The organism is Streptomyces longhuiensis, from assembly GCF_020616555.1.
GTDB lineage: Bacteria > Actinomycetota > Actinomycetes > Streptomycetales > Streptomycetaceae > Streptomyces > Streptomyces longhuiensis.
Window position 1 is genome coordinate 2359703 of the sequence record NZ_CP085173.1, and the last position, 13940, is coordinate 2373642.

Annotated in this window: 13 protein-coding genes; 2 read left to right on the top strand and 11 right to left on the bottom strand. The window is 72.7% G+C overall.

Translation table 11 applies throughout. The features are described from left to right. Positions 1-32: 32 nt before the first annotated feature. From LGI35_RS11130 to infC, 8 genes are all read right to left on the bottom strand, one after another. On the bottom strand, positions 33-1172 hold the full coding sequence (locus LGI35_RS11130) for a PP2C family protein-serine/threonine phosphatase (RefSeq protein WP_227293718.1): 1140 nt from the start codon (positions 1170-1172) through the stop codon (positions 33-35). Between the two features lie 170 nt (positions 1173-1342). After that, positions 1343-3853 carry a phenylalanine--tRNA ligase subunit beta gene (pheT, locus tag LGI35_RS11135; protein WP_227293719.1) on the bottom strand — a complete coding sequence of 837 codons (2511 nt, stop codon included), beginning with the start codon at positions 3851-3853 and terminating at the stop codon, positions 1343-1345. Next, entirely contained in the window at positions 3853-4977 is a 1125-nt protein-coding gene (pheS, locus tag LGI35_RS11140) for a phenylalanine--tRNA ligase subunit alpha (protein WP_116503210.1), read from the bottom strand. Before pheS ends, pheT begins: the two co-directional genes overlap by 1 nt. Positions 4978-5117: 140 nt before the next feature. Next, on the bottom strand, positions 5118-6272 hold the full coding sequence (locus LGI35_RS11145; RefSeq protein ID WP_227293720.1) for a sensor histidine kinase: 1155 nt from the start codon (positions 6270-6272) through the stop codon (positions 5118-5120). A gap of 55 nt (positions 6273-6327) precedes the next feature. Then, positions 6328-7170: a TrmH family RNA methyltransferase gene (locus tag LGI35_RS11150; protein ID WP_227293721.1), complete on the bottom strand. Its 843-nt coding sequence runs from the start codon at positions 7168-7170 to the stop codon at positions 6328-6330. A gap of 172 nt (positions 7171-7342) precedes the next feature. Then, positions 7343-7726 (bottom strand): 50S ribosomal protein L20, encoded by a 384-nt coding sequence (rplT, locus tag LGI35_RS11155; RefSeq protein WP_037628363.1) that lies wholly within the window; start codon positions 7724-7726, stop codon positions 7343-7345. 97 nt (positions 7727-7823) lie between these two features. Continuing rightward, positions 7824-8018: a 50S ribosomal protein L35 gene (gene rpmI / locus LGI35_RS11160; protein WP_100597076.1), complete on the bottom strand. Its 195-nt coding sequence runs from the start codon at positions 8016-8018 to the stop codon at positions 7824-7826. 116 nt (positions 8019-8134) lie between these two features. Then, positions 8135-8857, bottom strand: a complete 723-nt coding sequence (gene infC, locus LGI35_RS11165) for a translation initiation factor IF-3 (protein WP_227293722.1) — start codon at positions 8855-8857, stop codon at positions 8135-8137. A 349-nt stretch (positions 8858-9206) separates the two neighbouring features. Here infC and LGI35_RS11170 point away from each other — a divergent pair, with 349 nt between their 5' ends. Next, positions 9207-9578 (top strand): DUF1844 domain-containing protein, encoded by a 372-nt coding sequence (locus LGI35_RS11170; protein ID WP_227293723.1) that lies wholly within the window; start codon positions 9207-9209, stop codon positions 9576-9578. Between the two features lie 13 nt (positions 9579-9591). On the opposite strand, the gene LGI35_RS11175 is transcribed toward LGI35_RS11170, so the two are convergent. Beyond that, positions 9592-10323, bottom strand: a complete 732-nt coding sequence (locus LGI35_RS11175; RefSeq protein ID WP_227293724.1) for an SseB family protein — start codon at positions 10321-10323, stop codon at positions 9592-9594. Positions 10324-10418: 95 nt separating this feature from the next. Here LGI35_RS11175 and LGI35_RS11180 point away from each other — a divergent pair, with 95 nt between their 5' ends. After that, a complete protein-coding gene (locus LGI35_RS11180) occupies positions 10419-11369 on the top strand; it encodes a serine hydrolase (protein ID WP_227293725.1) in 951 nt (316 codons plus the stop codon). An 11-nt stretch (positions 11370-11380) separates the two neighbouring features. Here LGI35_RS11180 and mycP read toward each other — a convergent pair whose 3' ends face one another. Both mycP and LGI35_RS11190 read right to left on the bottom strand, forming a co-directional pair. Next, positions 11381-12550: a type VII secretion-associated serine protease mycosin gene (mycP, locus tag LGI35_RS11185; RefSeq protein ID WP_227293726.1), complete on the bottom strand. Its 1170-nt coding sequence runs from the start codon at positions 12548-12550 to the stop codon at positions 11381-11383. Beyond that, complete coding sequence (locus tag LGI35_RS11190) at positions 12547-13902, bottom strand: hypothetical protein (protein WP_227293727.1); 1356 nt, start codon at positions 13900-13902, stop codon at positions 12547-12549. The genes mycP and LGI35_RS11190 overlap by 4 nt, the downstream gene beginning before the upstream one ends. Between the last annotated feature and the right edge of the window lie 38 nt (positions 13903-13940).

The window sequence follows — 13940 nt, forward strand, 5'->3', positions numbered from 1 at the left end:
AGCCCCGGGGTCAGGTCACGCGGTGGCTCCGTTCACTTGGCAGCGCTGTGGACGCGATGCTCTCCGTGCTGCAAGGGGACTCGCGTGCGGTCGTTGCGCAGGACGAGGAGCGCGGCGTCGTCGTCCGGCAACCCGCCCGTGTGGCGCAGGAGTTGGGCGTACACGGCACGGATGACGGCCTGGGGGACGACCGGCTGGACGCGTACGGCCTCGGCGAGCGCGGCGGGCAGCGGGAAGAACCGGCCGCGGGCGTCCCGCGCGTCCTCGATCCCGTCGGTGTGGAGCAGCAGCCCCTCACCGGGAAGAAGCCGCCCGCACGCGACGACGGGCAGTTCGGCCGGCAGCGGGAACGGGCCGAGCGGCGGCAGGGGTTCACCGCCCACGACCAACTCGGCGGAGCCACGCGCCCCGTCCGCGGGACCCACATGGCTGCGCAGCAGATACGGCCACGGGTGCCCGCAGTTGAGCGCGAGCACCTCCCCGTCCTGCCGGATCTCCAGGAGCAGAACGGTGACGAACTCCTCCGCGACCGGGCTGCCCGGTTCACCGCCGCCCGCCGCCGGATGTTCGTCCCGCGACCGCTCGCGCAGATGCCGGGCCATGGCCCGCTCGAGTCGCCTCAGTACGCAGGCCAGTTCGGCCTCGTCGTGCGCTGCCTCGCGGAAGCTGCCGAGGACGGCGGCGACCGTCGCGAGGGCGCCGAGGCCGTGTCCGCGGACATCTCCCATGACGACCCGCACGCCGTGGTCGGTGGCGATGACCTCGTAGAGGTCGCCCCCCACGGTGGCGCCCCGGTCGGCCGAGAGCTGTCCCGCGGCGATGGCCAGCCCGTCGATGCGGGGCGGCAGCGGGCGCAGCAGCACGTTCTGTGCGGCCCCCGCGATCCTGCGCAGCTGCCGCAGCTCGCGCTGGAGGCCGCGCCGCACATGCAGTATCAGACCGGTCCCGACGGCGAAGAACACGGCGCTCGACGCGATGCGCGCGCCCAGTCCGGTCTGCTGCGCGAGCGGGCAGGACAGCTTGAAGGTGATCGCCACGGCGCCCCAGGCCGTGGGCAGCGCCAGGTCGAGCGCGCGCCGGACGCGAAGGGATCGGGAGCGTGAGCGGGCGAGCCGGGATCTGAAGAAGGTGCGCGGTGGTCGGGAGGGCTTCCTCGGATGGTTACGGATCATGCCGACGGCCTCCCTAAGGCCCTGTTCAGCGCGGTCGGCCCTGCGGCCGCAACGATTCTGTCGACCGACTGCCCCCAGCGGAGCGGATCACCGCCACTTCTCACCCGAACGAGTGAGGGGCACCTCCGGTGCTCCGGAAGTGCCCCTCACCGCGTCTCGCTCTGCCGGGATCAGGCCCCGCGCAGCACCGCCCCGGTGCGCTCGGCGGCCAGCGCCACCGCCGCGTCACGGGCCGCGGAGGCCTCGTCGACGGTCAGCGTGCGGTCGGTGGCACGGAAGCGCAGCGCGTAGGCGAGGGACTTGCGGCCCTCGCCGAGCTGCTCGCCCGTGAACACGTCGAACAGGCGGAGGGACTCGAGGAGTTCACCCGCCCCCTCACGCAGCGCCTTCTCCACGTCGGCGGCCGGCACGGAGGCGTCGACGACGAGCGCGACGTCCTGCGTGGCCACGGGGAACGTGGAGATCCGCGGCGCCTGGAGCGCGCCGGTGCCGGCCCGCTCGACGAGGTCGAGGTCGATCTCCATGGCGCAGCTGCGCTCGGGCAGGTGCAGCGCCTTGATGACGCGCGGGTGCAGCTCACCGGCGTGGCCGACGAGCGTCTCCGCGCCGTCCACCACGGCGAACAGCGCGGCGCACCGGCCCGGGTGCCAGGGTGCGTGCTGGTCGCCGCGCACGATCAGCTCGACACCGGCCTCGCGGGCGATGGTGCGGGCCGCCTCGACGGCGTCCGCCCAGTCGGCCGGCCGGCCGTTGCCCCACCAGCCGGCCTGCTCGCGGGCGCCCGTGAGGACGACCGCGGCGTGGCGCGGCTGACGCGGCAGCGCGGCGTCGAGGCCGGCGATCTCCTCGTCGGTGGGACGCCGGTCGACGGGCAGGCGGACGGCCTGCGGCTCGTCACCGGTCGGCCGGAAGACCAGGCCGGTCTCGAACAGCGCCAGGTCGTGCGAGCCACGGCCGTCGTTGCGGCGCAGCGCCTCCAGGAGGCCCGGCAGCAGCGTCGTACGGAGCGCGGGCTCCTCGTCGGAGAGCGGGTTGACCAGCTTGACCGTGGTACGGCGCGGGTCGTCCTGCTCGATGCCGAGCTTGCCGAGCGTCTCGTCGCTGATGAACGGGTAGTTCAGCGCCTCGACGTAACCGGCGCCGGCCAGGGCGCGGCCCGCACGGCGGTGGAGCCGCTGGCGCTCGGTCAGGCCACGGCCCGCCGGGGGCCTCGGCAGCGTCGAGGGCAGGTTCTCGTAGCCCTCGAGCCGGATGACCTCTTCGGCCAGGTCGTTCGGCTCGACCAGGTCGGGACGCCACGACGGCACGGTGACCGTCAGGTTGTCCTGGCCGTAGACGTCGCAGCCGACCTGCTGGAGGCGGCGCACCACGGTCTCCCGGCCGTAGGTGACACCCGCGACCTTGTCGGGGTGGTCCGCCGGGAGCGTGATGGTGTGCGGCGCGGAGGGCGCGATGACCTCGGTGACGCCGGGCTCCGACGTGCCGCCCGCGAGGAGCACGAGCAGGTCGACGGTGCGCTGGGCCGCGGCGGACGCGGCCTGCGGGTCGACACCCCGCTCGAAGCGCTTGGACGCCTCGGAGGACAGCTTGTGGCGGCGCGCGGTGCGGGCGATGGAGACGGGGTCGAAGTGCGCGGCCTCGATGACGACGTCGGTGGTCCCGGCGTCGGCCTCGTGGTCGGCGATCTCGGTGTTGGCGCCGCCCATGACGCCCGCGATGCCGATGGGGCCGCGGTCGTCGGTGATCACCAGGTCCTCGGCGTCGAGCACGCGCTTGGCGCCGTCGAGGGTGACGATCTTCTCGCCCTGCTCGGCCCGGCGCACGCCGATCGCGCCCTGGACGAGGGAGCGGTCGTAGGCGTGCAGGGGCTGGCCGAGCTCCAGCATCACGTAGTTCGTGATGTCGACTGCGAGCGAGATCGGGCGCATGCCCGCCTTCTGCAGCCGGCGCCGGAGCCAGATCGGGGAGCGGGCCTCGGGGTTGAGACCGGTGACGGTGCGCGCGGTGAAGCGGTCGCAGCCGGCCGGCTCGGAGACCTTCACCGGGTAGCCCTGCGCGTTCGGCGCGGGCACGTCGATGAGCGCCGGGTCGCGCAGCGGCAGGCCGTACGCGATGGCGGCCTCGCGGGCGACGCCGCGCAGGGACAGGCAGTCGCCGCGGTTGGCGGTGACGGCGATGTCGAGGACCTCGTCGACGAGCTCGAGGAGCTCGATCGCGTCGGTACCGACCTCGTGCTCGGGCGGCAGCACGATGATGCCGCCGGAGCCGTCGTCGCCCATGCCGAGCTCGTCGCCGGAGCAGATCATGCCGTGCGAGGTCTTGCCGTACGTCTTGCGCGCGGCGATCGCGAAGTCGCCGGGCAGCACGGCGCCGGGCAGGACCACGACGACCTTGTCGCCGACGGCGAAGTTACGGGCGCCGCAGACGATCTCCTGCGGCTCGCCCGTGCCGTTCGCCTGACCGACGTCGACGGTGCAGAAGCGGATGGGCTTCTTGAAGCCCTCCAGCTCCTCGATGGTCAGCACCTGACCGACGACGAGGGGGCCCTTGAGGCCGGCGCCGAGCTGCTCGACGGTCTCGACCTCGAGGCCGGTGGCGACGAGCTTCTCCTGCAGGTCACGGCCGGTCTCGGTGGCGGGGAGATCGACGTACTCCCGCAGCCAGGAAAGCGGGATACGCATCAGATCTCCATCCCGAACGGCCGGGTGAACCGGATGTCACCCTCGACCATGTCTCGCATGTCTTCGACGTTGTGGCGGAACATCAGCATCCGCTCGATGCCGAACCCGAAGGCGAATCCGCTGTACTTCTCGGGGTCGATGCCCGCCGCGGTCAGCACCTTGGGGTTGACCATGCCGCAGCCGCCGAGCTCGATCCAGCCCTCGGAGGAGCAGGTACGGCACGGCCGGTCCGGGTTGCCGACGGACTCGCCGCGGCACACGTAGCAGACCATGTCCATCTCGGCGGACGGCTCGGTGAACGGGAAGAAGTTCGGCCGCAGGCGGGTCTTCATGCCCTCACCGAAGAGCGCCTGGACCATGTGGTCGAGGGTGCCCTTGAGGTCCGACATCGTCAGGCCCTCGTCGACGGCGAGCAGCTCGACCTGCATGAACACCGGGGTGTGCGTGGCGTCCAGCTCGTCGGAGCGGTACACGCGGCCCGGGCAGATCACATAGACCGGCGGCTCGCGGTCGAGCATGGACCGGATCTGCACGGGGGACGTGTGGGTGCGCAGGACGACGTTCGACTCCGTCTCGCGGCCCTTGGGGCCCTCGACGAAGAACGTGTCCTGCATGCCCCGCGCCGGGTGGTCGGGGCCGATGTTCAGGGCGTCGAAGTTGAACCACTCCGCCTCGACCTCGGGGCCCTCGGCGACCTCGTAGCCCATGGCCACGAAGACGTCCTCGATGCGCTCCGAGAGCGTGGTCAGGGGGTGGCGGGCGCCGGCCGGTGTGCGGTCGTAGGGCAGCGTGACGTCCACGGCCTCCTCGACCAGGACACGCGCGTCGCGCTCGGCCTCGAGCTCCGACTGGCGGGCGGCGAGCGCCTTGCTGACGGCGCCGCGGGCCATGCCGACGCGCTTGCCGGCCTCGGCCTTGGCCTGCGGGGGCAGGGCGCCGATCTCGCGGTTGGCCAGCGACAGGGGCGAGGTGCCGCCGGTGTGGGCGACCTTGGCCTCCTGGAGCGCGCCGAGGGAGTCCGCGGCCGCGAAGGCGGCGAGCGCCTCGTCCCGCATGCGCTCGATCTCTTCCGGTTTCAAGGCCTCGACCTCAACAGGGTCGTACGACTTATTCGGTGCCGACATCTCTTCCCGTGCTTCCGGTTGGTTTGGCGGATGGTCCCCGTCCACGACTCGGAGACGATTCGTCTCAGGATTGGGACGCAAAGTGCCAAAGACCGAGTCTAACGGGGGTGGGGTGTGCCGATGCGCCCGTGGGGGCCCGCTCAGGCGTTCAGGTACGCCGGGGCCCCCACGGGCAACGTAAATCGGAACTGGGCGCCGCCGCCGGGCGCGCGGCCGACCGTGATGGTCCCGCCGTGGGCCTCGACGATGCCCTTGACGATGTACAGGCCGAGTCCCGTGCCGCCGCGCTTGCTGCCCCGCCAGAAGCGGGTGAAGACGCGGTTCATGGACTCCTCCGGGATGCCGGGCCCCTCGTCGCTCACGGTGACCGACGTACCGGCGCACTCCCGCTCGCGGGGTGACGCCGAGGGCATGACGTCGATGGTGACCGTTCCCTCGCCGTGGCGCACGGCATTTTCCAGGAGGTTGCTGAGCACCTGGTCGATCTTGTCCGGGTCGGCCCAGAGGTCGGGCAGCGGCTGTTCCACCCGGACGAGGAAGCGGTCGGCCGGCTGTCCCGAGGCGACGTGGGCCTGGATGTGGCGGGCCACGGCGGCGCCGATGTCGACGGGCTGGCGGCGCACCTCGAGGCGGCCGGAGTCGATGCGGGAGATGTCGAGCAGCTCGGCGATGAGCCGCGTGACGCGGTTCGCGTCGGCGTCGACGGTCTCCAGCATCAGCTTCTTCTGGTCGTCGGTGAACCGCTCCCACTTCGCGAGCAAGGTCGCGGTGAAGCCCTTCACCGACGTGAGGGGCGAGCGCAGCTCGTGCGCGACGGTCGCGATCAGCTCGGCGTGGCTGCGCTCGGTGCGGCGACGGGCCTCGGTGTCACGGATGGAGACGACGACGCGGCGGACGGGACCGGTGGGCGCGGTACGGACGTAGCGCGCGGAGACGAGGACCTCTCGCCCTCCGGGCAGCAGCAGATTGCGCTCGGGCTGGGCGAAGCGGGTGGCGAGGCCGCCGTACGGGTCGGTCAGCTGCCACCAGCGACGGCCTTCGAGGTCCTCTAAAGGGAGCGCGCGCTCCAGGGGGTGGCCGAGGGCGTCGGCGGCGGGGACGGCGGTGATGCGGACGGCCGCCGCGTTGAAGCAGATCACGTGCCCGGTCTCGTCGGCGACGACGAGTCCGTCGGGCAGGTCGTCCGGGTGGAGGCCGCTGTCGGCGAGGGTGGTGAGGTCGTCGGGGCCGCATCGAGGCGCAGGGCCGCGCAGGCTGTCCCGTGCCCCCGGTGCTCTGCTCGTGCCGACGCTCATATCCCCGTATCCCGCCTCTCGGAACGGCGCGGTGGCCTCCGAGCTCGCCACACTACTAGCTGGGGGTGACGGAGCGGCACCCTCCGGGGGCTCGCTGTGCTCGCGCGGAGGCGTACAGGCAGACCGCGGCGGCCGTGGCGAGGTTCAGGCTCTCGGCCTTGCCGTGGATCGGGACCCGTACGACGGCGTCGGCGAGCTCGCGGGTCTCCTCGGGGAGCCCCCAGGCCTCGTTGCCGAAGATCCAGGCGGTGGGAGTGCCCATGGTGCCGCGGTCGAGCTCGGTGTCGAGATCGTCCTCCCCCGCGCCGTCGGCGGCGAGGATGCGGACGCCCGCGTCCTTGAGTCCCTGTACGGCCCGCTCCACGGGTACGCCGACGGCGACCGGCAGGTGGAACAGCGAACCGACTGACGCCCGCACGGACTTGGGGTTGTACAGGTCGACGGACGCGTCGGTCAGGACGACGGCGTCGGCGCCCGCGGCGTCGGCGCAGCGCAGGACGGTGCCGGCGTTGCCGGGGTCGCGGACGTTGGCGAGGACCGCGACGAGCTTGGGGCGGGCGGCGAGGACGTCCTCGAACGGGGTGTCCAGGAAGCGGCAGACCCCGACGAGGCCCTGCGGGGTGACGGTCGTCGAGATGTCGGCGATGACGTCCTCGTCGGCGAGGTGCACCCGGGCGCCGGCGTCGCTCGCCTCCGCGACGATGTCGGCGTAGCGCTCGGCGGCGTCGAGGGTGGCGAACAGCTCGACGAGGGTGTCCGCGTGCCCGGCGGCCTCCCGCACGGCCTGCGGCCCCTCGGCCAGGAACAGCCGCTCCTTGCCCCGGAAGTTCCGCTTGGCAAGCCGCCGCGCGGCACTGACGCGGGACGACTTGGGGGAGATCAACTCGGGGCCGACCATGAACTCACCTTCGGGGGGCAGAAGTTGAACAGGGGCGGGGCGGCGCGCCCCGGAAGGGGCGCGGGGAACTGCGCGAACAACCCCCACCACCCCGCAGCCGACAACGGACGCAGTCGGACCCGCAAGCCAAATGACTTGCGGGTCCGAGAAGCATCCGGCTAAAAGCGGAGCGTCACGCAGCCTTGGGCGCGTTCACGTCGGCCGGAAGGGCCTTCTGCGCGACCTCGACGAGCGCGGCGAACGCGTTCGCGTCGTTGACGGCCAGCTCGGCGAGGATCTTGCGGTCCACCTCGATGTTGGCGGCCTTCAGACCCTGGATGAGGCGGTTGTACGTCATGCCGTTCTGGCGGGCAGCGGCGTTGATGCGCTGGATCCACAGCTGACGGAAGTCGCCCTTGCGCTTCTTGCGGTCGTTGTAGTTGTAGACCAGGGAGTGGGTGACCTGCTCCTTGGCCTTGCGGTACAGGCGCGACCGCTGGCCGCGGTAACCGCTGGCCGCCTCGAGGATCGCCCGACGCTTCTTGTGGGCGTTTACTGCCCGCTTGACGCGTGCCACTTGTTAACTCCTTGTAGCGGGGCCGTGGTTGGACTCACACGGCCCGAATTCGATTGGGTCCCGGTCCGAGCTCCGGCGCGCTGTTGCGCGCCGGGACTCACTTGCCGAGAAGCTTCTTGATCTTCTTGGCGTCGCCCGGGGCCAGCTCGACCGTGCCGGTGAGGCGGCGCGTCACGCGGGACGACTTGTGCTCGAGCAGGTGGCGCTTGCCGGCGCGCTCACGGAGCACCTTGCCGGAGCCGGTGATCTTGAAGCGCTTGCTGGCACCGCTGTGCGTCTTGTTCTTCGGCATAGCGCCGTTCTCTCCTCGTCAGTGGCGTTCCCTGCCGGTCCGGGGTGCGGACCGGCATACGGAACGTCCAGATGTATCGATTGGCATCCGGTCCGTACGGGCTGTACGTGGCCGGATCAGGCCTCGGCGGAAGCCTCGGCCGTGGCCTCGTCGGCAGGGGCTTCGTCGGTCGCCTCGGCCGGGGCCTCGGCGGACTCCGCGGCGTCGTCGCTCGCCCGCTGCGTGCGGCCGTGCGTCGGCTGCGCCTTCTGCTCGGCCTTGCGGGCCTCCTGGGCCTCACGAGCCTCGGCCATGGCCTCGGTCTTCTTCTTGTGAGGACCCAGAACCATGATCATGTTGCGGCCGTCCTGCTTCGGGTTCGACTCGATGAACCCGAGGTCCTCGACGTCCGAAGCGAGACGCTGCAGCAGTCGGTAGCCGAGTTCCGGCCTGGACTGCTCGCGACCACGGAACATGATCGTGATCTTGACCTTGTCGCCCTGCTTGAGGAACCGGACGACATGACCCTTCTTGGTGTCATAGTCGTGCGGGTCGATCTTCGGCCGGAGCTTCATCTCCTTGATGACCGTGTGCGCCTGGTTCTTGCGCGCCTCACGGGCCTTCATGGCCGACTCGTACTTGAACTTCCCGTAGTCCATGAGCTTGCAGACAGGCGGACGGGCTGTCGCCGCCACCTCGACGAGGTCGAGGTCGTACTCCTGAGCGAGCTCAAGGGCCTTGGCAAGCGGAACAATCCCGACCTGCTCGCCGCTGGGACCGACAAGTCGCACTTCGGGAACGCGAATCCGGTCGTTGATGCGGGGCTCGGCGCTGATGGATCCTCCTCGGTAGCACCACACGACGGTCTGGCGGACCGCCGCGTAACGTCTGTTTCGTAGTACCAACCGCGCCGAAACACAAAAAATGCCCCGGACGGTACACAGGCGGGGCTCCAAGGACTACCGGAGCACCGTCGCGTATGACCGCGGGGCGCACATCGGACGGCTCCATCGTCCGTACGGAACGATGGGGGCCATCTGACCGGTGACCCGCCGCCCCTCAGGGGCAGCAAGGTGGGAGATCGGAGCCTCCACTTGTGGGCCGGTCACTCAAGCCAGTGGCATGCGTGTCCGGCCGGTCGTTACACAAGGTTAGCAGCTCTTGGGGGGTGGGCCCAACCGAGTGCGCGGGCGGCATATCGTGGGGCACATGAATGACGCCACCCCCGCTGCCGACAACGCCGAGAACACTGATTACGACGCCCTGACCCGGGACATCGCCGAGGTCCCCGCCGTCGAGGTGATCGTGACGGTCGCGGTCAACCTGATGAGCGCCGCCGCGGTGAAGCTCGGCCTCACCGAGGACGGCGACGCCCACAAGGACCTCGACGAGGCCCGCAAGCTCGTGCACGCCCTCGCCGGTCTGCTCGACGCGAGCACGACCGAGATCAGCTCGTTCCACGCGGCGCCGCTGCGCGACGGTCTGAAGTCCCTGCAGCTGGCGTTCCGCGAGGCGTCCTTCGTGCCGGACGAGCCGGGCCAGGGCCCCGGCGAGAAGTACACGGGCCCGGTCTACGGCTGATCGTCCCGGTAGTTCACGCGCGTACGTAGAAGGGCTCGCCGGGAGGCGTGGTCCCGGCCGGCAGGAGTGCCAGGTCGAGACCCCGCACCAGGCGGGCCCTCAGTGTTTCGTCGGCGGCGATGCGCCCGGCGACGGCGCGGGCGGTCTCGGCGGGGGCGGCCGACGGGTCGAGGACCAGCGCGAGGATGCCGTCGGCGCTGCCCGGGCCCAGGTGGGCGCGCAGGACGCCGGGCTCGGCGGCGACGGCGGCGCGGATCGCCTCCGTGACGGCCGGGTCGGCGAGGGGGTCGGCGGTGGTGCGGCCCTCGTTCGCGGCGCGCAGGGCGGCCCCGCTGAGCTCGTACGCGACCGGGCCCGCGAGGTCGATGACGACGGTGTCGGCCTGCTCGTGCGCGGCGGCCTGGAGCGCCTGGTGCAGCGGTACGGCGACGGGGCGCGCCTCGGGGTCCCACAACGCGAGCGCCGCGGTGGAGGTGAACGCGGGCAGGGCCTTGCGGTCGCCGGCCTTGAGGGTGGGCACGGCCATGTCGCTGGTCTTCTCGCGGCGCAGCCCGTTCTCGTCCTCCTCCACCTCGCCGAGTACGGCGACGACGGGGACGAGGAGCCGGGCTTCCTTGAGTGCCGCGAGGACCGGGCCGTGCGCCGTGCGGTCCGCGGCCCACGCGGCGAGGGCCGCGCTCAGCCGCGGGTCCGCGGAGCCGTCGTCGTCGGAGAAGCCGGGGTCGGGAATGTTCTTGTTCGCCACGTTCACCGACCCTACCGACCCGGCGGCGCGATCTTCTCAGCGGACCCAGAGCCTGGTCTCACGGTGCGCACAGGACGGGCGCCGAGCATCCGGGCATGCACCGGAACGGACTCGCGGCGTGGGCCGCCCTGCTCACGGGAACGCTCGTGGGGACCCTCATAGGCTGCTCGCCGGACGGGACGGGGCAGGCGGTTCCGGTCGCCGCCACGGCGTCGCCGCCCTCTTCCGGGGAGGCGTCCGCATCCGCACCCGACGAGGAGGTCTCCGTGGACCGTGACGACGCGCTCGCCGAGGCGCTGAAGCCTCTGCTTCCGGACGGTGACGCGCGGGTCTCCGTGGCGGTGACCGCGCTGGACGGGGCGACGGACGGCGCCGTGTACGAGGGCACGTCCGCGTTCGACACCGCGAGCATCGTCAAGGTCGACATCCTCGCGGCGCTGCTGCTGCGGGCGCAGGACGCGGGGCGGGCGCTGACCTCGCAGGAGCGCGTGTACGCGACGGCGATGATCGAGAACAGTGACAACGCGTCCGCGACGGCCCTGTGGGAGGCGATCGGCGGCGCGGACGGGCTCGACGCGGCGAACCTGACGCTGGGGCTGACCGGGACGAGGGCGGGCGCGGGCGGCGAGTGGGGCCTGACGCAGACGACTGCGGCGGATCAACTGACGTTGCTGCGGGCCGTGTTCGGCACGGAGGACACAGAAGGCACGGGGAGTGCAGAGGGGGCGAAGAGTGCGCAGGGCGCGGACTCGGAGCTGAGCGAGGCGTCGCGCGCTTACGTCGCCGGGCTGATGGGGCGGATCGCGTCGGACCAGCGGTGGGGTGTGTCCGCGGCGGCCGACTCCGCGTCCGTGTGTGCGCTGAAGAACGGATGGCTGCCGCGCAGCGCGACCGGACTGTGGGACATCAACAGCGTCGGGCGGGTGTCCGTGAGCGGGAAGCGTTATCTGGTCTCGGTGCTCTCCGACGGCAACGCGACCAAGGAGGCGGGGGTGGCCCTCGTGGAGGGGGTCGCGAAGGCGGCCGTCTCCGTGCTCACCGGCTGAGGCTCAGCAGGTCAGCGGAGCGTGCGACGCCCGCGCCACAGATAGACGGCGGCCGCGAGGAGCGCGAAGCCGAGGCCTCCCGCGACGGGCCCCACCCAGCCGGTCGAGGCGTCGCCGTCGGAGGTGTCGGGTCCCGTGCCGAAGAACTTCTCCGAGTACGTGGCCGAGCGCAGGCCCTCGGGCTTGAGGGACTCGCCCTCGCGGATGGCGGCCGCCGGGTCGACGAAGCCGAAGCCGAGGGAGTCGTCGCGGCCGCCCGAGGGGGCGTCGCGGGCCGTGTCCTCGAGGAGCTGCTTGATCTGCGCGGGCGTGAGCCCCGGGTGGGCGGCGCGGACCAGCGCGACGGCGCCGGAGACGAACGCGGAGGCGGCGCTGGTCCCCCAGCCCGAGTAGTACGTGCGGTCGGGGTCGGCGATCGCGATGGCGTTGCCGGGGGCGCTGACGGTGGCGTACCAGCGGCGGGTGGAGAAGGGGGCGCGGTGGAGGTAGCGGTCGACGGCGGTGGCCGTGATCACTCCGGGGTACGCGGCCGGGTAGGAGATGTGGTCGCCCTTCTTGCCGCCGTTGCCCGCGGAGGCGACGACGACGGAGCCCTTCTTCAGGGCGTACTGGACGGCGGTGTCCTCGGTGGCTTCCGGGTGGGCGGTGGCGGAGTCGTCGCCGAGGGAGAGGTTGATGACGTCGGCGCCGTGGTCGGCGGCCCAGCGGATGCCGTCGGCGAGCGCGCTGCCCCGGCTGGAGCGGGCTTCCTTGCGGGCCGGGTCGCCGTCCTCGAGGATCACGCGGACGGGCAGGATCTTCGCCTCGGGGGCGATGCCGAGCACGCCGTCGTCGCCGCCGGGGCCGTGGCCGTGACCGGCGATGATCCCGGCCATGGCGGTGCCGTGCCGGGCCCAGGAGCGGTCGCCCCGCTCGGCTCCGAAGCCGACGAAGTCCTTGGCGGGCAGGACGTTGCCCTTGAGGTCGGGGTGGGTGTCGTCCACGCCGGTGTCGAGGACGGCGACCGTGATGCCCTTGCCCTTGGTCGTGCGCCAGGCCTCGTCGGTGTGCATGGCGTCCAGGCCCCACTGCTGGGCGCGGACGGAGTCGGCGTGGGCGGTGGTCGACGGGAGCAGCGCGAGGGCCGCGGCGGCCGTGAGCGCGGTGGCGGCGTTCCGCCAGGCGGCGGCCGTGCGGGTCATGACGGCTCCTCGGTGGCCTTGGCGACGGCGGCGCGCAGGCTTCGTTCGACGCGGTCGGCGATGCCCTGTGCCTCGTAGCCGAGACCGGCCTGCGCGGGGGTGGTGACGCTGCCGGACTTCATGGCCTCGGCGGCGGGCTGCGGGTCGGTGACGGTACGGGCGTCGGCGAAGCCGGAGACGGCGTAGGCGACGACAGGGGCGTCGGTGAGGACGGAGATGGTCCACGAGGCGCGCTGGGCGTCGCCGAACCCGGCGGCGAGGGTGCCCTCGGCCGCGTACGGGTGGGGCATGAGGTCGTTCCTGCGGTCGAGGCCGTCCTCGGTGAACCGGGTGCGCAGCGCCTTCATGGCCTCGGTGTCCGCCTTGGTGAACAGCAGGCCGACGGTGGTGACATGGCTGCGGGTGGCGTCGGTGTAGGTGGCGCGCAGGAGGCGCAGGCACCCGGCGGGCCTGAGCGCCCTTTCCAGCAGCGGGTCGAAGGCGTTCTCGCAGGTGCTGTCCGGGGCGACGGCGATGCGTGTCCAGGTGCGGTCGGCGCCGCCGGGGCCCGCTCCGTCGCCCTTGATGACGGGCGGGAACAGCCGGTCGACGGGGACGCTGTGCCAGAGGGTTCCGGCGGCGGCGTACGAGCTCGGTGAGCCGATGCTGCCGTCGCTGTCCCCGGCCAGCCAACTCCCGGTCGCCGCGCCGCCGATGAGGCCGAGCCCGAGCACGGCGCACGCCGCGGCGGCCGCGACGCGGGGCCGTATCCGGGAGCCGATGGGGCGCAGGCGGGTGGTGCTGTCGTCATACGAGGCGGGGCGGGCGAAGAACACGAAGGGGCGGCCGGCGCCGGGGCCCGGGGTGAGGTCGACGGCTCCGACCGGGCGCCGTCCGACGGGGGGCTCGCCCGGGACGCGCGGGGGCTCGGCGGGGCGGGGGACGGTGGCGTGCGGTTCGGCGGGGGCGCGCGGCGGCGTGGCGGGGCGGCGCGGGGCGGCGGCTGCGGGGGGTGTGGCGGGGCGGGGCGAGGGCGGGCCGTCGGCGCTCTGCGCGGCGGTGTCCCTGATCGGGCGCAGCCGGGTCGTGGTCTCCGTCGGGCGCTCGGGCGGCAGGGGGCCGGCTCCGGGGCGCGTGGCGGGCGCCGGCCGGTCGGACGCGGGGACCGCGGGGGCGCCGGGCGCGGGCGGGGTGTCCGGGAAGCGGGCCGAGGCCGGGGGCGGCGGAGGCGTGTGGTCCGGCGCCGGGGTGTGTGCGGGGCGCGGGGGTATCGACGCGTCCGGGCCGGCGGAGGCGTCGGCCAACTCGTCGCGCTGCGTGGGCGGCTGGGAGGGGCGCGGCGGGATCGGCGCGCGGCGCGCTTGCGTGCTCATGCCTCCCCGTTTCCGTCCCGTTCTCGTCCTGCGTGCGC